Source organism: Endothiovibrio diazotrophicus (genome assembly GCF_054657215.1).
The window spans coordinates 1-16,398 of record NZ_BAAHXB010000123.1 but is presented as its reverse complement, the minus strand read 5'-3'; the positions used below and the strand labels follow the sequence as shown (position 1 = coordinate 16,398).

Annotated in this window: 16 protein-coding genes and 1 pseudogene; 12 read left to right on the top strand and 5 right to left on the bottom strand. The window is 67.8% G+C overall.

The window, feature by feature from the left end; all coding sequences use genetic code 11:
• The first annotated feature begins 382 nt into the window (after positions 1 to 382).
• From ACYQ2W_RS21860 to ACYQ2W_RS21825, 8 genes are all read left to right on the top strand, one after another.
• Positions 383 to 2,695: an AsmA family protein gene (locus ACYQ2W_RS21860; protein WP_459872185.1), complete on the top strand. Its 2,313-nt coding sequence runs from the start codon at positions 383 to 385 to the stop codon at positions 2,693 to 2,695.
• Complete coding sequence (gene mutY / locus ACYQ2W_RS21855) at positions 2,692 to 3,741, top strand: A/G-specific adenine glycosylase (protein WP_459872182.1); 1,050 nt, start codon at positions 2,692 to 2,694, stop codon at positions 3,739 to 3,741. The genes ACYQ2W_RS21860 and mutY overlap by 4 nt, the downstream gene beginning before the upstream one ends.
• Before the next feature lie 11 nt (positions 3,742 to 3,752).
• Positions 3,753 to 4,019, top strand: a complete 267-nt coding sequence (locus ACYQ2W_RS21850) for an oxidative damage protection protein (RefSeq protein WP_459872179.1) — start codon at positions 3,753 to 3,755, stop codon at positions 4,017 to 4,019.
• Positions 4,020 to 4,038: 19 nt separating this feature from the next.
• Positions 4,039 to 4,917: an HDOD domain-containing protein gene (locus ACYQ2W_RS21845; protein WP_459872176.1), complete on the top strand. Its 879-nt coding sequence runs from the start codon at positions 4,039 to 4,041 to the stop codon at positions 4,915 to 4,917.
• Between the two features lie 16 nt (positions 4,918 to 4,933).
• On the top strand, positions 4,934 to 5,644 hold the full coding sequence (gene nfi / locus ACYQ2W_RS21840; RefSeq protein ID WP_459872173.1) for a deoxyribonuclease V: 711 nt from the start codon (positions 4,934 to 4,936) through the stop codon (positions 5,642 to 5,644).
• Positions 5,645 to 5,752: 108 nt separating this feature from the next.
• Complete coding sequence (locus ACYQ2W_RS21835) at positions 5,753 to 5,968, top strand: hypothetical protein (protein WP_459872170.1); 216 nt, start codon at positions 5,753 to 5,755, stop codon at positions 5,966 to 5,968.
• 273 nt (positions 5,969 to 6,241) lie between these two features.
• The gene (locus tag ACYQ2W_RS21830; protein ID WP_459872167.1) at positions 6,242 to 7,195 is read left to right on the top strand and encodes an acetyltransferase; all 954 of its coding nucleotides are present in this window, start codon (positions 6,242 to 6,244) and stop codon (positions 7,193 to 7,195) included.
• A gap of 174 nt (positions 7,196 to 7,369) precedes the next feature.
• On the top strand, positions 7,370 to 8,716 hold the full coding sequence (locus tag ACYQ2W_RS21825) for a cyclic di-GMP phosphodiesterase (RefSeq protein ID WP_459872164.1): 1,347 nt from the start codon (positions 7,370 to 7,372) through the stop codon (positions 8,714 to 8,716).
• A 100-nt stretch (positions 8,717 to 8,816) separates the two neighbouring features.
• Here ACYQ2W_RS21825 and ACYQ2W_RS21820 read toward each other — a convergent pair.
• Positions 8,817 to 9,137 (bottom strand): annotated as a pseudogene (locus tag ACYQ2W_RS21820) (Uma2 family endonuclease); the annotation flags it as partial.
• A gap of 19 nt (positions 9,138 to 9,156) precedes the next feature.
• Between ACYQ2W_RS21820 and ACYQ2W_RS21815 the strand changes: the two are divergent.
• Together ACYQ2W_RS21815 and ACYQ2W_RS21810 are read left to right on the top strand one after the other, a co-directional pair.
• Entirely contained in the window at positions 9,157 to 9,456 is a 300-nt protein-coding gene (locus ACYQ2W_RS21815) for a hypothetical protein (RefSeq protein ID WP_459872161.1), read from the top strand.
• Positions 9,453 to 9,602 (top strand): hypothetical protein, encoded by a 150-nt coding sequence (locus ACYQ2W_RS21810; protein WP_459872158.1) that lies wholly within the window; start codon positions 9,453 to 9,455, stop codon positions 9,600 to 9,602. The genes ACYQ2W_RS21815 and ACYQ2W_RS21810 overlap by 4 nt, the downstream gene beginning before the upstream one ends.
• On the opposite strand, the gene ACYQ2W_RS21805 is transcribed toward ACYQ2W_RS21810, so the two are convergent.
• The 4 genes from ACYQ2W_RS21805 to ACYQ2W_RS21790 all read right to left on the bottom strand — a co-directional run bounded on the left by ACYQ2W_RS21805 (position 9,590) and on the right by ACYQ2W_RS21790 (position 14,036).
• Complete coding sequence (locus ACYQ2W_RS21805) at positions 9,590 to 10,993, bottom strand: FAD-binding oxidoreductase (protein WP_459872156.1); 1,404 nt, start codon at positions 10,991 to 10,993, stop codon at positions 9,590 to 9,592. The two genes, ACYQ2W_RS21810 and ACYQ2W_RS21805, sit on opposite strands and share 13 nt — an antisense overlap.
• 127 nt (positions 10,994 to 11,120) lie before the next feature.
• Positions 11,121 to 11,708, bottom strand: a complete 588-nt coding sequence (locus ACYQ2W_RS21800) for a BON domain-containing protein (protein WP_459872154.1) — start codon at positions 11,706 to 11,708, stop codon at positions 11,121 to 11,123.
• A 32-nt stretch (positions 11,709 to 11,740) separates the two neighbouring features.
• A complete protein-coding gene (locus ACYQ2W_RS21795; RefSeq protein WP_459872152.1) occupies positions 11,741 to 12,133 on the bottom strand; it encodes a YraN family protein in 393 nt (130 codons plus the stop codon).
• Positions 12,015 to 14,036, bottom strand: a complete 2,022-nt coding sequence (locus ACYQ2W_RS21790) for a penicillin-binding protein activator (RefSeq protein ID WP_459872150.1) — start codon at positions 14,034 to 14,036, stop codon at positions 12,015 to 12,017. The genes ACYQ2W_RS21795 and ACYQ2W_RS21790 overlap by 119 nt, the downstream gene beginning before the upstream one ends.
• A 123-nt stretch (positions 14,037 to 14,159) precedes the next feature.
• Between ACYQ2W_RS21790 and rsmI the strand changes: the two genes are divergently transcribed.
• The gene (rsmI, locus tag ACYQ2W_RS21785) at positions 14,160 to 15,008 is read left to right on the top strand and encodes a 16S rRNA (cytidine(1402)-2'-O)-methyltransferase (protein WP_459872148.1); all 849 of its coding nucleotides are present in this window, start codon (positions 14,160 to 14,162) and stop codon (positions 15,006 to 15,008) included.
• A 183-nt stretch (positions 15,009 to 15,191) separates the two neighbouring features.
• Positions 15,192 to 16,211, top strand: coding sequence for a hypothetical protein (locus tag ACYQ2W_RS21780; protein WP_459872146.1), 1,020 nt, complete (start codon positions 15,192 to 15,194; stop codon positions 16,209 to 16,211).
• Positions 16,212 to 16,398: the final 187 nt, after the last annotated feature.

The following is a 16,398-nucleotide window of genomic DNA, read 5'->3' as shown; positions in this document are numbered from 1 at the left end:
TACCGGCCGTCCTGGCCGTAATGGTGATCCCTTGGCAAGCGCCGCAACGCGGGCCTGGCGTTTCCGGGGGCGCCCTGCGGGTGAGTCGCTGGGCGGCCATCCGCCGCGTCCCCTACAGGAATGTAGGGGAGGGGCGCGAGCAGGACGCGGTAAGCCTTGCGCCCTCTTGGGGCAGGGCGGCTGCCCCGGCGAGGGCGCGCCTTGCGGCTGACTGCCCAGCGGCTCGCTGATGGCCGATTTGTGGGTAAGAGGCAGGTCTAGCCTGCGGCGGCCTCCCCTGGTTGGGGTCGGTGCGGGCGGACGCCGTGCACCGACATGACTATACTGTCTCGCACCGAAATTATTGTCCCCCCGCCGGGCGGGTCAGGAGACGAGGAAAAACATGAACAAGGCGCTGAAAATAGTCGCAATCGTCCTGCTCGGGGCGGTGTTGGTGGTGGTCGCGGCGGTCGCCGCGGTGCTGTTTCTGGTGGATCCCAACGACTACAAGGGGGAGATCGCCGCGGCGGTGGAGCAGAAGACCGGCCGTACCCTGGCGATGGATGGCGACATCGGCCTGACCCTCTTTCCGTGGCTCGCCCTGGACCTGCAGAAGGTGGCGCTCTCCGATGCGCCCGGGTTCGGCGAGGGGCCGTTCGCCAAGGTGGAGCGCGCGGAGCTGCGGGTGAAGTTGATGCCGCTGCTGGAGAAACGGTTGGAGATGGACACCCTGGTGCTCCACGGCCTGGAGGTCAATCTGCAGCGGCGGGCCGATGGTGTGGCCAATTGGGAGGATCTGACGGCCGGCGACAAGGCGAAGGCGCCGGTTTCCGCCCCTTCCGGGGGAGAGGAGGCGGCCGGTGGGGCACCGCCGCTGGCCGCCCTGGCCATCGGCGGGGTGGATCTGCGGGGGGCGACCGTGCGTTGGCGGGACCGCGCCGCGGGGGTCGCCTACAGCCTGGAGGGGGTCGATCTGACGACCGGCAAGCTGGTTCCCGGCGAGCCGGTGGAGCTCTCGCTCTCCGGCCGTTTCGCCAGCGAGGCGCCCAAGGTGGCCGGACAGCTGCGCTTCGGCGGTCGGATTACCGTCGACCCTGCCAGTCAGCAGGTGAAGGCGGAGGGGTTGAAGCTGACGGTGGGCGCCGACGGGGAGGCGTTGCCCGGCGGCCATGCCGAACTGGCGTTGGCCGCCGAGGTGGTCGCCGATGGTTTGAAGCAGACCTTCGACGCCACCGGCCTGGATATGAAACTGCTCGGCCTGCCGCTGCGCGGTGAACTGCATGGGGCGGGTGGGCGCCTCACCGGCCAGCTCGACAGCGGCACTTTCGATCCGCGGCCGCTGCTCGCCGGTCTCGGCTCGCCGCTGCCGGAGGGGGCGACCGTCAGCAGTGCCTCCCTCTCCGCGGAGTTTTCGGCGGATTCTGCGGCGGCCGAGGTGAAGGGGTTCAAGTTCTCCCTCGGCGAACTCAATGGCGAGGGGGCGCTCAAACTCGACGATTTCGCCAAGCCGCGCTATAGCGGTCGCTTCCAGGCCGGCTACGTGGATCTGCGCAAGCTGCTCGCGGCCCTCGGCCAGGCGGTGCCGGAGACCGCCGATCCCAAGGCGATGACCAAGGTGGGGGTGCGTACCACCTTCGAGGGGACTGCGAGCGGGGTGAAGCTGGCCAACCTGGAGTTCGCCCTGGATGAGTCCTATCTCCACGGTCCGGTCCGCGTGAGCCGCTTCTCGCCGCCGGCCGCGGAGTTCGATCTGAATCTCAATCAGATCGATATCGACCGCTATCTGCCGCCTCCCGCGGCGGCGGATGCCGCCGCGGCGCCCGCTCCGGCGCCCGCCGCTCCCGCCGCGGCCCAGCCGGTGGCTTCGCCGCTGGCCCCGCTGCTCGCCCTCGATCTCGCGGGCAAGCTGGCCATCGACAAGCTGAAGGCGGCCGGGGTGAGCGTCGAGGCGCTCACCGTTCATCTCAAGGCGAAGGATGGGGTGGTGACGGTGGACCCCGCCGACGCGCGGCTCTACGAAGGGAGCTATCACGGTTCGATGCGCCTCGACGCCCGTGGCGGCGAACCACGCTTCCACATCGAGAAGAGCCTGCAGGGGGTGCGCATCGGCCCGCTGCTGCGCGATCTCACCGGCCAGGAGGAGAAGATCGACGGCCGCGGCAACGTCTCGATCAATGTCAGTTCCGCGGGGCTGGAGCCGGCGGCAATCACCCGCTCCCTGGATGGCGATATCCGCTTCAGTCTGCGCAACGGCGCGGTGAAGGGGGTCAACGTGGCCCAGTTGCTGCGTGAGGCGTCGGCCAAGCTGAAAGGGAAGTCGGTGCCGGCGGCGGATACCAACCAGACCGATTTCACCGAGTTGACCGGCTCGGTGCGTATCGACAAGGGCGTCGCGGTCAACCGTGATCTCTCCGCCAAGTCGCCGCTGCTGCGGCTCGCCGGCGAGGGGAGTGCCGATCTGCCCAATCAGCGCCTCGACTATGGGGTGAAGGTGGCCGTGGTGGGGACCTTGCGAGGGCAGGGGGGCGAGGAGCTCAAGGACCTCGAAGGCGTCACCATCCCGCTGCGCGCCAGTGGGCCGTTCAACGATCTCAGTTACAAGCTGGATCTGGGGCAGGCGGTGAAGGAGAAGGCCAAGGCGAAGATCGAGAAGAAGGTCAACGAGAAGCTGAAGGGCCAGTTCGGTGACAAGCTGAAGGGACTCTTCGGCAAGTGAGCGGCGCGGATCGGTTCGCCGGCCGTCTCCTCGGCTGGTACGACCGGCACGGTCGCCATGACCTTCCCTGGCAGCGGGAGCGTACCGCCTATCGGGTGTGGGTTTCCGAGGTGATGCTCCAGCAGACCCGGGTGGAGACGGTGATTCCCTACTTCGAGCGCTTCGTCGCCCGTTTCCCCTCGGTGGAGGCGCTGGCTGCAGCGCCGCTCGATGAGGTGCTGCACCTCTGGTCGGGGCTCGGCTACTACGCCCGCGCGCGCAATCTCCATGCCGCCGCCGGGCAGGTGGTGGCGCGCTTCGGTGGCCGCTTCCCCGACTCCCTCGCGGAGGCCGAGGCGCTGCCGGGGCTGGGACGCTCCACCGCTGCTGCGATACTGGCCCAGGCGCTGGGGCTGCACCATGCGATCCTCGACGGCAACGTCAAGCGGGTGCTGAGCCGTTATCACGGGGTGGCGGGGTGGCCCGGGGGCAGCGCGGTGCAGCGGCAGCTGTGGGGGCTGGCCGAGGGGCACACCCCGCGCGCGAGGGTTGCCGATTACACCCAGGCGATCATGGATCTGGGTGCGACCCTCTGTACCCGCTCCAATCCGCGTTGCGGGGCGTGCCCGGTGGCGGCAGGGTGCGTCGCCCGGGAGAGTGGGCGGGTGGCCGAATTGCCGACACCCAAGCCGGCGAAAAAACTGCCGGTGCGCACCAGCCGCTGGTTGTTGCTGCGCGATCAGGAGGGTTCGCTGCTGCTGGAACGCCGCCCCCCGGGAGGCATCTGGGGTGGCCTCTGGTGTTTCCCGGAGTGTCCGCAGCAGGCCGATCCCCTCGTCTGGTGCCGCGAGTCGCTCGGCCTGGATGGGCGGTTGCAGGAGACGTTGCCGCCGCTGCGCCATACCTTCAGTCACTTCCATCTCGACATCTCGCCGCTCCTGCTGGAGCTGACGGGGGATGCCGGGCGCGTCATGGATGCCGGCCCCGCACTCTGGTATAACAGCCGCAAACCGAGCCGCCACGGCCTTCCCACGCCGGTCCGGCGGCTGTTGGACGAACTATCCTGAGGAGAGAATCCATGACGCGAATGGTCAACTGCGTGAAGCTCGGTCACGAGGCCGAAGGGCTCGATTTTCCCCCCTACCCCGGCGAGTTGGGCAAGCGGGTCTGGGAGAGCGTCTCCAAGGAGGGGTGGCAGCTGTGGCTTCAGCATCAGACCCGGATCATCAACGAATACCGCCTCTCCGGCCACGACGAGCGCAGCCGGCAGATGTTGAAGGAGGAGATGGAGCGTTTCTTCTTCGGCGGTGAGGTCCATCAGCCCGACCAGTACAAGCCGGAGTGATCCGGCGCGGGGGGAGAGGATGAGCGAGGGGGAGGGCGATCGCGCCTCGATCCGCCAGCGGATCGAGGCGATCACGGAGCTGCCCGCCATGCCGGAGATGGCGCGGCGGTTGCTCGTGCTTCGCTCCAACCCCTACTCCGACGTGGATGATCTGGCCAAGGTGGTGGAGCTGGACCCCAGCCTGTCGGCGCAGATCATCCGCTATGCCCGCTCTCCGTTCTTCAGTTACCGCGGCAAGGTGGTCTCGGTGCAGAGCGCCATCTCGCGGGTGCTCGGCTACGAGCCGGTGATGAACATCGCCCTCGGCATCGCCAGTGCCTCTCCTTTCCGCATCCCCTTGGCGGGCCCCTTGGGGTTGCGCCACTACTGGCGCGATGCCATCTACTGCGCCGCCCTTTGTCAGGCGTTGATCAACGCCCTCCCCTACCAGCAGCGCCCTAAGCCGGGCCTCGCCTACCTGGGCGGGCTCCTTCACAACTTCGGCGTGGTGTTGCTCGGTCACCTCTTCCCGGAGGAGTTCGAGCGGCTCAACCTGCGCCTGGAGGCCGAGCCGGAGACCCCCATTGCCGAGCACGAGCGGTCGATGCTGGATGCCGGCCATGCGGAGCTGGGGGAGTGGCTGATGGCGGCGTGGCGGATGCCTGCGGAGCTGGTGACCGCGGTCGCCGAGCACCACAATCCCGACTACGACGGCGTCCACTCCGCCTATCCCAACCTGGTGCTGGTCGCCAACCGCCTGCTGCGCGCCCATCGGGTGGGGGAGGGGGAGAGTGACGAACTGCCCGCGTCGTTGATGGAGCGGTTATCGCTCCACGAGGACCATGCGCGGAGGGTGCTGGAAGGGGTCATGGAGGGGCGGCAGGGTCTCGATGACATGGCGGAGCAGATGGTTTCCTGACGTCTGATCCCTCTCCATGAAGCTACGCCACTCCCACTCCTGGGACCTCACCCCTTCCGCGGCGATCGCCCTGCAGCGGGAGTTGGCCGGTTACGTCGAGCTGGAGGACCGGTTCGATCCGCCGGGCCTGATCGCCGGCGTCGACGTCGGCTTCGAGGCGCGGGGGGCGGTCACCCGGGCGGCGGTGGCGGTGCTCGATGCGGCGACGCTGGAGCTGGTGGAGTACGCCATCGCCCGCCTTCCCACCACCTTCCCCTACGTTCCCGGTCTGCTCTCCTTCCGCGAGGTGCCGGCGGTATTGGCCGCTCTCGACCGGTTGGAGCGGTGCCCCGGCATGCTGCTCTGCGATGGCCAGGGGCGGGCTCACCCCCGCCGTTTCGGCATCGCCTGTCACCTCGGGGTGCTCACCGGACTGCCGACCGTCGGGGTCGCGAAGAGCCGTCTGGTGGGGCGGCATCCGGAGCCGCCGGTGGCCCGTGGCGGCTGGGTGCCGTTGACTGACGGGGAGGAGACCATCGGGGCGGTGCTGCGCACGCGGGTCGGCGTGAAACCTCTCTATGTCTCCTCCGGCCACCGGGTCGCCCTCTCCACTGCGGTGGCCCGGGTGATGGCCGCCACCACCCGCTACCGGCTCCCCGAGACCACTCGCTGGGCGGATCGTCTCGCCTCCCACGGCGAGCCCTATCTGCATAAAAAACAGGGCTTTTGCCGCTCGTCTGCAGAATGAGCACATTTTTTCCTGCGGGGCTTGACGGGGGGTGAACTCTTCGGCGATCCTGCCGTTAACCCGGATGAAAGCGGTAAATGTCCCAAGTCGGACGATGAGAGGTGCGTGATGATCCTGGTCTACGACATGAGCGGCAGTGAGCGGCTCGATGCCGTGCCTGGTGAGGCAATGACGGAATCGAGCGGTCCCGAGATGGGGCTCCCGATGGAAGGCGGTCCCTTCCTGGCCCCGGCGTTGCAGGAGATCTGCTTTGAGGCGCCGAAGGGGTACTCGCTTCCCCTGGCGACCATCGATGTGGACGCACTGATCGATCGGATGGGCTGAGCGGCCCGCGCCGCGACCCTTTTCCTCCCCCGGACGTCCTGTCCGGGGGGATTCTCGCTTCCCCGCCTTAGGGCCCGCGGCCGTTTTTCCCGGCAGCCGGGCCGTTCCCCCTATCGTTTCGGGCCACTTTCGTTTACAAACGGAGGTATTCGATCGTCCCTTTGGGCGACGCCCGTTCGTCCGGCGCCTTTTCCATGCCGCCGCCGACGACGTCTACACACCGGCCGCGCTCCTACCGCTGATCGCGGGCCACGCAACCAGGAAGCACAAACAATGAACTACGACGTATTCAACGGTGACGCCGACGGCCTCTGCGCCCTCCACCAGTTCCGCCTCGTTCACCCCCAGGAGGGGGAGCTGGTCACCGGGGTGAAGCGCGACATCAATCTGGTCGATCGGGTGGATGCGGGGGCCGGCGATCGGGTCACCATCCTCGATATCTCTTTCGACAAGAATCGCGAGGGGGTGTTGCGATTGCTCGCCAACGGTGCCGAGGTGCGCTACTTCGACCATCATTTCGCTGGTGCCATTCCCGATCATCCCGCACTGGAGACGCGCATCGATCCCTCGCCGGAGGTCTGCACCAGTTTGCTGGTGGATGCCTACCTGGAGGGACGTCAGCGGGTGTGGGCGGTGACCGGCGCCTTCGGCGACAACCTTTACGAGTCGGCGCGGGTTGCCGCCGAGCCGCTGGGATTGGATCCGGGGCGCCTCGATCAGCTTTGCGAGCTGGGCACGTTGCTCAACTACAACGGCTACGGGGTGGAGCTCTCCGATCTCTATTTCCATCCGGCCGACCTCTATGGCCACCTGCGCCCCTACGCCGATCCGTTCGCCTTCATCCACGAGGAGGCCGCCTTCACCATCCTGCGCGACGGGTTCGCCGCCGACATGGAGCAGGCGGTGAGCGCCCCCCTGGAGCTCGATGAGCCCTGCTGCGCCCTGGTGATGCTGCCCGATACGCCGTGGGCACGCCGGGTGAGCGGTGTCTTCGGCAACCAGCTCGCCCGCGACAACCCCTCCCGGGCCCACGCCTTGGCGACCCGCCTCGAGGGGGGCTACCGGATCAGCGTGCGGGCGCCGCTGACCACCAAGAGCGGTGCCGACGATCTCTGTCGTGACTTTCCCACCGGTGGCGGACGCAAGGGAGCGGCCGGCATCAATCTGCTGCCCGACGAGCTCTATCCTCGCTTCGTTGACCGCTTCCGCGAGGTTTTCGCACTCTGAACGGTATCGTGGAAACCGTGTCGAGGCATGCCGGAATGGGTCACATGATCAGGGTTGGCACGTAGGATTTTTGATATATTTCATCGTCGTGCCCGTTCGGTGTCGGGGCGCAGAACCCGCAGCCGTTGTCCTCGCGGGCGTGGATGGAAGACTCAACAGAGCGGGAGTGAAGCCGTGGCCAAGAAGAGCATTTCGATCGATCAACTGGTGCCGGGGATGTATCTGGTGGGTGTGGATATCTCCTGGATCGACACCCCGTTCCTGCGCAACCGATTCCTGGTCAAGAATGCGGCGGTGATCGACAAGCTCAAGGCGTGCGGTGCGACCCGGGTGGAGATCGATACCGACAAGGGGATGGATGTGGTCGGTGCTCCGGCTCCGGTGGACGCGCCGGTCGAGGCGCCGCCGCCCCATCAGGCGCCGCCTCAGCCGCAAAGTGCGCCTCCCCAGCCCCAGCCCCAGCCCCAGCCCGCTCCGGTCGCGGCGCAGGTGGCCCCGTCGCCGCCCCGGCCCGCTGCCGCCAAGGCGCCTTCCCGTCCGGTGGTCGCCGCGGTGCCCACCGCTCCGGCCGAGTACGAGGAGGAGATCGCGCGGGCGAAGAAGATCAAGAGTGCCGGTCAGCAGATCATGCGCAAGGCCTTCGATACGGTGCGCCAAGGCGGCAAGATCGAGGAGTCGATGTTCGGCTCGCTGATCGAACACACCATCGGTTCCTCCCGCCGCAACAGCCTTGCCGTGCTCACCATGCTGCACCAGCAGCCGACCACCAAGGAGCTGATCCACCACGCCTTCAATCAGATGAGCATGGCGGTGTTGCTGGGCGAACGCATGGACCTTGAGCCGGAGCGGCTGGAGCGGCTCGCCACCGCGGCACTGCTGATGGACATCGGCTGGATTCGTCTGCCGACCACCCTGCTGCGCCAGCAGTACGCCTATACGGACGAGGAGTTCCGCGCGATCCAGGAGCATGTCCGCCACAGCGTCGACATCCTCTATGAGGGGGGCTTCGATGACGAGATCCTGCAACTGGTGGAGAATCACCACGAGCGTCCTGATGGCAGCGGCTATCCGGAGGCGTTGGTGGCGAGCGAGATCCCGTTGGAGTCGCAGATCCTCTCCCTGGTCAATCACTTCGAGAGCAACGTCCACGGGCTTTACGACTCGGCGCCGCAGATTCCGGTGAAGGCGTTGCGCAACATCTATACCCGTGGCACCGAGGGGGGGCATGACACTGCCCTGGCGAAGCAGCTGATCAGTATCGTGGGCGTCTACCCGATGTCCAGCGCGGTGGAGCTGGATAGCGGCGAGCGCGGGGTGGTGGTGAAGGTGAACTGGAAGCAGCCCCTCAAGCCGATCGTCCGGTTGATCTACGGCAAGGATCGTCAACCGCTGTTCGAACAGGTCGACGTGGACTTGTCGAAGCCGGTGGAGGCGGGTGGAGCGAAGAAGATCTCCAATGTCCTCGATCCCCGCAATACGGCGGTGGATCCCCGCGGGCTGCTGATCTTTTCCGAACTCTAACTCTCTTTTCCCCGTCGTCGCCGTGCCACAGGGTCGGCCGGAGTGGGGAAAAGAGAGTCATTGGGCGAAGAGGAGACTATTCCTGTGGGGCGTCGGGCCACCAGTCGGGGGCGAGGTCGAACCAGGCGCTGTCCGGGAACTCCGGCATCCGCTCACGGCGCCAGCCGGCGAGGTCGGGGACCAGGATGTTCGCACCCAGGTGGAGTTCCGGTTCGTCGAGAATCCACCATCCCCCCGGTCCGCCGCGTCCCCGGTGGAACGGGTTCATCAGATCGCCGCCGAGGGCGGAGGCGGCCAAGGCGTGTTTCGAGGCCGGACGCGGGTGGGTGATCAGGCTGCCGTGGATGATCTCCGCCACCAGATGGTCCGGAATCTGGCACAGATCATCGTAGGTGGCCATTTTCTCGGCAGCGTTGCTCATCTTGTTCGCTCCATTGCCCATGCGGCTCTTTGTCTTCTCTTCCGCCGCCGAAATCGTCTGCGCGGTAGCGACGAGCAACCGGGTTCGCGCGTGTTCAAAAACGGTATGCCGGAAAAAGTATATCACTGGCTTCGCGATTGGCCCCCTGCCTGCTGCTCCCTATGGCGCTCGCGGTGCCGGCCGGAACGGCCGGTCGTTCCGGCGGTTGCGGTTGGCGCTCTACGACCGTCTCGGGGAACAAAAGATCGACATCGTGGTGGCCCGCGACGAGCGGGATCCGTTCGTGCGCATGGCCAAGCGGCAGGGGGTTTCATTGTGAAGCGGGCGGATGCGGTCGAACATCTCGCCCGGGTGCTCGATCAGGAGGCGGTTTCCGCGCTGTTCGGCGAGGTGCTGGAGCAGGTCCCCTTCCTCTTCGAGGTGGCGCAGCGGAGCCGGGCGTATTGCCGGCGCTACGTGGCGTAGGGGGCTTCCGGAAAGAGCTTGCCCGGGTTGAGGATGCCGTTGGGGTCGAACTGGCGCTTGATGGCGCGCATCAGTTCCAGGGTGGGTGGGTCGATCTCGCGCTGGATGTAGTCGCGCTTCTCGATGCCGACGCCGTGTTCGCCGGAGAGCGTGCCGCCGAGTTCCAGGACCAGGGTGAAGACCCGGTCGAGGCAGGCGTGGGCACGGGTCATCTCTTTCTCGTCGTCCGGGTTGACCAGCAGGTTGACGTGGATGTTGCCGTTGCCGGCGTGACCGAAGTTGACGATGGTCACGCGGTACTCCGCGGCGAGCGCCTCCAGTCCGCCGATCAGCTGCGGTATGCGCGAGACCGGGACCACCACGTCCTCGTTGATCTTCTTCGGTGCGATCCGGCGCTGGGCGGGCGACAGGGCGCGGCGGGTCTCCCACAGCTCGCGCACCTCCGCCTCGCTCTCTGCCGCCTTGAACTCCAACAGCCCCTCGCCTTCCGCCGCGGCGCGGATCGCCGCGACCGCCTCGCCGATGTGGCCGGAGGGGCCATCGGCTTCGATCATCAGCAAGGCCCCCGCTTCGAGCGGGATCGTCGCGCCGGCGTAGTCGCGCACCAGGCCGATGGCGGTGCCGTCCATGAACTCCAGGGCGCTGGGCGTGACCGGCTGGGCCATGATCCGCGAGACCGCGGCGGCGGCGGAGGCGATGTCGCGGTAGACCGCCTGGATGGTGCGCCGCGCCTCGGCCAGGGGGGTGAGCTTGAGGGTCGCCTCGGTGATCACCGCCAGGGTCCCTTCGGAGCCGATCAGCAGCCGGGTGAGGTCGTAGCCGACCACTCCCTTGGTGGTGTAGACCCCGGCGTGGATCTCGCGGCCGTCGCCGGTGATCGCCTTGAGGCCGAGGGTGTTGGCCCAGGTGGCGCCGTATTTCACCGCCCGCGGGCCGGCCGAATTGACCGCCAGATTGCCGCCGACGGTGCACACCGGGGAGGAGGTGGGGTCGGGGGGCCAGAAGAAGCCGTGTTTTCCCGCGGCCTGTTGAATCTCGCGGTTGGTGACGCCGGGTTCCACCACCATCACCCGGTTGTCGGGGTCCAGGTTGATGATCCGTTTCATCCGCTCCAGCGCAAGTACCAGGCCGCCTTCGAGCGGGACGGTCGCGCCGGTGGTGGCGGTGCCGGCGCCGCGGGGCACCAGCGGTATCCGGTGGCGGTTGCACAGGCGTACCAGCTCCACCACCTGGGCCTGCTCCCGGGGGAAGGCCACCGCTGCGGGTGGATGATGTCGGCGGCTGTTGTCGTAGCCGTAGGGCCATACCGCGCCGGCTTCGGTGAGCAGATCGTCTGCACCGACGATGGTGCGCGCGGCCTCCAGGAAATCAGCGGGAAGGTGATCGGTCATCGGGGAGTCATCGAATGAAGGGAGTGGCGGAGAGGTGGTGGCGGCCACGGGCCGCCTTCTGACGTATATTCCAATGCTTACGACTGAATCGGCGCGGGCGGGGGGGGGTAACCCCGCCCGCGCCGATTCAGTCGAGGTAGTCGAAGATCTTGACCACACGCCGCACCCCGGCCACCCGGCGGACCCGGTCGGTCACCGCCTCGGCCTCGGCGCGTTTGACCAGCCCCATCAGGTAGACCTCGTTGCGTTCGGTGACCACCTTGACCAGGGTGAAGTCGAGGTCCATCTCCTCCGGCAGGCTGGTCAGCGCGTACTTCACCTTGACGGTGATCCCCGAGTCGTTGAGCCGGTCCTCCAGGGAGCTGGGGGGAAGGACGCCGATCTCGTTGTGGATGCGGCTCACCTTCGCGATGCCGTGGATCAGCTGTTCGGCGCGGGCGCGCAGTTCGGGGGTGGCGCATTCACCGGTGAGCAGGACCACGTTGTTGTAGCTGGTGACGTTGACGTGGGCCTGGTCTTCGCCGGCGAGCTGGTTGGCCAGCCGGTCGGCGGCCTTCAGTTCGATGGTCTGGTCGTCCAGCACGGTGCCGGTGGTTCGGCGGTCGTGGATCACCGCCACGCCGGCGGCGGCGCCGGTGACGGCGACGGCGGGGGTGCAGCCCTGGAGCAGGGCCGCGAGCAGGGGCAGGGCGAGGAGCAGGAAGGCGGCTCTCATCGGGATGGACTCTCCTTGGTGCACGGGAGGGATCATGGTCGAAAGGCGTCGGCTATCCAATGGATTTCACCGCCTTCGTCGGCGATGACGTCGAAACGGCAGGGCTGTTCGGTATGTTCGGGGTGGGCCTGGAGGTAGGCGGCCGCGGCGGCGGCGATGCGCCGCTGCTTGTGGTGGTCGATACTGGCCAGGGCGCCGCCGAAGCGGTCGCCGTCGCGGTAGCGTACCTCGACGAAGACCAGGGTCTCCCCCTCGCGGGTGTGGTCGAGCATGATCAGGTCGATCTCCCCGCGGCGGGTCCGGTAGTTACGGTCGACGGGCTTCAGGCCCTGTCGGCGCAGGTATTCCAGGGCCCGCCGTTCCGCCGCCGCCCCCCGCTTCAGTGGCGCTGTCGTCGATGAGCGTCGGCCGATCCAGGGAAACATCCGTCGCCTCCACGCCTGTCGGGTCGTTGCCGGGGGCGTCGGCTGGCGGGCGGAGGGAGACCGGCACTCCGTCGATGAAGCGCGCGCAGCGCAACTCGCGGTGGATCCGGTTGCCCGCCTCCAGCATCAGTCCGCCGGTGGCCCCCTCAAACAGCGGCAGTGCCGCCGCCGATACCGGGTGGTCAAGGTACGGGATCAGACGATAGGCGTCCATCCCCATGGCGAAGAGGCGCCCGTACCGGTCCATCTCCTCCGGCCACAGCGCCTGCAGTTCGTCGCGCTCGGCGCTGCGGCTCTCGGGCAGTGACCACGGCATGTCGCAGAAGACCAGCCCGTCCATGTCGCGGTCGGTATCCGGGTCGATGCGTCCGCTGAAGGCCTGGGAGGTGGCGTAGAGGGCGATGTCTCCGGCTTGGTGGAAGCGCAGCTGGGGGCGGATCAGCCGCGCCTCGCGGGGGGCGGCGGCGAGGAAGATGAGGTCCACGTCCTCGCGCCGGCGCGGTTCGAACTCCATCCTGCGGTGGGTCGCCGAGCGCAGCGCGTGGTAGCGTTGCTCGCTCTCGTCAAGGTTGAGCATCGCCTGGATCGGCTGGGAGAAGTCCGCCTCGGCGGGGTCGTAGTGGGCGCGTTCGACCACCCGGTTGCCGGATTGCTCCCACTGTCGGGTGAAGGCGGCGGCCACCCGTTCGCCCCACTCTCCCTGCGGGGTGAGCAGCAGTGCCCGGTGGTAGCCGTCGAGGGCGGCGCGCACCGCCACCCCGCGGGCCTCGTCCTCGGGGGAGAGGGAGAACTGGTAGAAGGTGCCGTGGGTCGCTTCGTCCACGTGGTTGAGGGCGAGCAGTGGCACGTCCACGTCGCCGGCCAGGGCGAGGTTGCTCACCGCCCCCTTGTCGAGGGGGCCGATGACCTCCTTGGCGCCGTCGGCCACCGCCTGACGGTAGATGCCCCAGATGGCGGAGGGGTCGCCGCCGGTGTCGTAGAGCCGGATCCCCGGGGAGACCCCCTCGTGCAGGTCGAGGTAGTAGGCGGCCAGCAGACCGTCGCGTACCGCCCGTCCGGCAGCGGCGAGGCGCCCGCTCAGTGGGAGCAGCAGGGCGATGGACTCCGGGTAGCGGCGGCTCGGTCGGGCGGCCATCGTGGGCGCTTCGCCGCCGGCCAATGCGCTGCCTGGATGGCCGGGGTAGCGTTGTCGCCACTGGGCCAACTGCCTGGCCAGTTCGTCAGGGCTGCCGGCGGCCCGCTTGTGGGCGGCCACCAGTTCCAGCCAGCCGCTGAGAAGGTCCGGCGGCGCGAGGGTGAAGGTCTCGAGGGCGGTGACCGAGAGTTGCGAGAGGGTGTCGAAGATCGCCTGACGGTTGCGTTCGACGGCGCGGGGATCGGTCAGCAGCGGTTCCAGTTGCAGCCGTTCGCGGGCCGCTTCCAGGGCGTTGCCCTCGCGGCGATAGGCCTCGGCGCGGGTCTCGATGAGTTCGGCGCGCAGCTCGTCGGAGAGGGTGGGGTCGGCGCTGGGGAGTTGCTTCAGGGCGGTTTCGGTATCGCCGCGGGCCAGCGCGATACGGGCCAGCACCAGCTCCTTGCGTCGGCGCAACTCCTCGCTCAGGGGGGCGCTCTGGATCACCCCGACGAGGCGCGCCGCCTCCTCCGCCCGCCCTTCGTCGATCATCGCCGCGGCGGCCCGCAACTGGTACTCCTGGCGTTTCGGCGGTGCTGCGCCGCGGGCCATGGCGAGGTATTCGTCGGCCCCTTTGCGGTTCGTCGTGATCGCCTGGATCGCGGGTCGGCTCGCAGGCCCGGCGACCGGCGCCGATTCCGGCTTGACCGCGGGGCCGCAGCCGCCGATCAACAGGGTGATGAGCGCGGCGGCGGTGGCGGTCTGTCTTAAGAGGGGGCGTTTGGCTGGCACGGGTCGGTCCGGACGCGGCGGAGGGCAGGTGAAAAAATGGGGGATAACGGTAAAACATGTGGCACGGGTTTGGGAAGCGCTGTTTAAATAGCTCCTCTTTTCCACACCTCTGCGGGGGATCGGATGACGGACTCAGTCGGCGTGCTCTACGTGGTGGCCACCCCCATCGGCAATCTGGGGGACATGACCCCGCGGGCGGTGGAGGTGCTGGCGGCGGTGGCCCTGATCGCCGCCGAGGATACCCGTCACAGTGCACCGCTGATGCACCACTTCGGGGTGGCGACGCCGCTCACCGCGCTGCATGAGCACAACGAGCGGAAGGTGTGCGAGCGGTTGATCGAGCGGCTGGGGCGCGGCGATTCGATCGCGCTGATCAGCGACGCCGGCACGCCGCTGGTGAGCGATCCCGGTTTCGTGCTGGTGCGGGAGGCGCGGGCGCGGGGGATCGCGGTGGTGCCGGTGCCTGGTGCCAGCGCCGCGATCGCCGCCCTCTCGGTGGCGGGGCTCCCCTCGGACCGTTTCGTCTTCGAGGGATTCCTGCCGGCCAAGCCCGCTGCCCGGCGGACGCGTCTGGAGGCGCTACGTGGGGAGCCGCGCACCCTGCTATTCTACGAATCGAGTCACCGCGTCGAGAGTTCCCTGGGGGATATGGCGACGGTGTTGGGGGCGGATCGTCGGGCGCTGGTCGCCCGGGAGCTGACCAAGCTCCACGAAACCTGCCGTGGGGGCTCCCTCGACGAACTGCGGGCGTTCGTCGCCGCCGATCCCCACCAGCGCAAGGGGGAGTTCGTGGTGGTGGTCCATGGAGCGGCGGAGGAGGGGGAGGGTGGGCTTGGCAGCGAGGGGGAGCGGGTGCTTTCGATCCTCCTCGAGGAGCTGCCGGTGAAGCAGGCGGCGGTGCTGGCTGCGCGGATCACCGGCGACCGCAAGCGGTTGCTCTACGAACGGGCGCTGGAGTTGAGGGGCGCGTGATAAGATACGGTAATTGACCATGGAGGTTATAAGCATTTTCCTACGGTGGGTCAGCGAATTGCGAATTGTCCCGCGACCGTTCGGTCTGCATCATGGGCGGGTTCGGAGGGGCGCGGGTGGCTGGCGCCGCGGCTGCGCCCCTTCACCGTATCGAGGTCCCACTATGCGGAAGGTGATCGGATAATGAATAGAACACAAGGCGTATTCCCCTTCTTTTACCCAACGACGGTGATGTTCGTCGATGACAATCCCCATTATCTGGGCAACGTCAGTCGTGGTTTGTCGCGTCGGGGAGCGTATCGCTACTTCTCCTCCCCCCACGACGGGCTCGACTTCCTGCGCGGGCGAGACCGCAACGGGGTAACCAGTGCCTGTGTCTCGGTGTTTGCCGACAACCCCGATCCGGTGGCCGATCACGTCATCCGCCTCGATCTGCGGGCGATCTCGCGAACACTGTTCAATCCCGGCCGTTTCGACGAGGTCTCGGTGGTGGTGGTCAACTACGACATGCCCGGGATCAACGGCATCGAGTTCTGCCGTCAGCTGGGTGGCTTTCCGGTGAAGAGGCTGCTCTTTACCGGCACCGCCGACGAGCGGGTGGCGGTGGAGGCCTTCAACGAAGGGGTGATCGACGGTTTCCTGCCCAAGGGGGAGGCGTCGATCTTCCAGCGCCTGTCGGGCTGGATCGACGAATTGCAGCGGCGCTACTTCGCCGATCTTTCACGCTTCGTCGGTGAGGCGCTCGCCTACGACTCCATGGGTTTCATCCGCGATCCCGCCTTCGTTGCACTGTTCGAGCGGCTCTGCGCGGAGCGGGAGGTGGCGGAGTACTACGTGAGCAATGAGCCGGCGGGGCTGGTGCTAGTGGATGGTGATGGTCGAATCGCTCTGCTGGCGGTGCAGAGTGCTGCCCAGATGGAGGAGACCCGCGCCCTGGCGGTGGAGCTGGGGGTGGCGAAGCCGTTGGTGGCGCAGATCGCCAAGTGTCGCTCGATGCCGGTGTTCTGGTGGGGGGCGGACGAGCACGAGGGGGACGTGCGCGCCTGGGCCGAACACCTCTACCCGGCGGAGTCCCTGGAGGGGCGCTACTTCTACACGCTGGTGGAGGGGGTGGAGTCGCGGATGGGGGGCGGTGTGCCGCTCTCCTTCAGCCGTTTTCTGGAGCGCCAACGGGTCGACGAGTGGGCGGTGCCGGCGGCCTAGGACTGCCTCTTGCCCACAAATCGGCCATCAGCGCCCCCCGGATGCGCTCAGGCAAGGCGCCGTCCGCCGGGAATGGCGAGCCCTTCCCAAGGACGGCAACGCCGCATGAGCGCATCCGGGGGGGCGCCCTTCGGGTGAGTCGCTGGGCGGCCATCCGCCGCGTCCCCTACAGGGATGTAGGGGAGGG

Excerpts from the sequence above, each read along its gene's own strand:
- rsmI (WP_459872148.1), top strand. The coding sequence starts at position 14,160 with ATGACGGACTCAGTCGGCGTGCTCTACGTGGTGGCCACCCCCATCGGC.
- ACYQ2W_RS21845 (WP_459872176.1), top strand. The coding sequence starts at position 4,039 with ATGAGCGAGGGGGAGGGCGATCGCGCCTCGATCCGCCAGCGGATCGAG.
- ACYQ2W_RS21800 (WP_459872154.1), bottom strand. The coding sequence starts at position 11,708 with ATGAGAGCCGCCTTCCTGCTCCTCGCCCTGCCCCTGCTCGCGGCCCTG.
- ACYQ2W_RS21835 (WP_459872170.1), top strand. The coding sequence starts at position 5,753 with ATGATCCTGGTCTACGACATGAGCGGCAGTGAGCGGCTCGATGCCGTG.
- nfi (WP_459872173.1), top strand. The coding sequence starts at position 4,934 with ATGAAGCTACGCCACTCCCACTCCTGGGACCTCACCCCTTCCGCGGCG.
- ACYQ2W_RS21860 (WP_459872185.1), top strand. The coding sequence starts at position 383 with ATGAACAAGGCGCTGAAAATAGTCGCAATCGTCCTGCTCGGGGCGGTG.
- ACYQ2W_RS21830 (WP_459872167.1), top strand. The coding sequence starts at position 6,242 with ATGAACTACGACGTATTCAACGGTGACGCCGACGGCCTCTGCGCCCTC.
- ACYQ2W_RS21850 (WP_459872179.1), top strand. The coding sequence starts at position 3,753 with ATGACGCGAATGGTCAACTGCGTGAAGCTCGGTCACGAGGCCGAAGGG.
- ACYQ2W_RS21795 (WP_459872152.1), bottom strand. The coding sequence starts at position 12,133 with ATGTTTCCCTGGATCGGCCGACGCTCATCGACGACAGCGCCACTGAAG.
- ACYQ2W_RS21805 (WP_459872156.1), bottom strand. The coding sequence starts at position 10,993 with ATGACCGATCACCTTCCCGCTGATTTCCTGGAGGCCGCGCGCACCATC.
- ACYQ2W_RS21815 (WP_459872161.1), top strand. The coding sequence starts at position 9,157 with ATGCGGCTCTTTGTCTTCTCTTCCGCCGCCGAAATCGTCTGCGCGGTA.
- ACYQ2W_RS21780 (WP_459872146.1), top strand. The coding sequence starts at position 15,192 with ATGAATAGAACACAAGGCGTATTCCCCTTCTTTTACCCAACGACGGTG.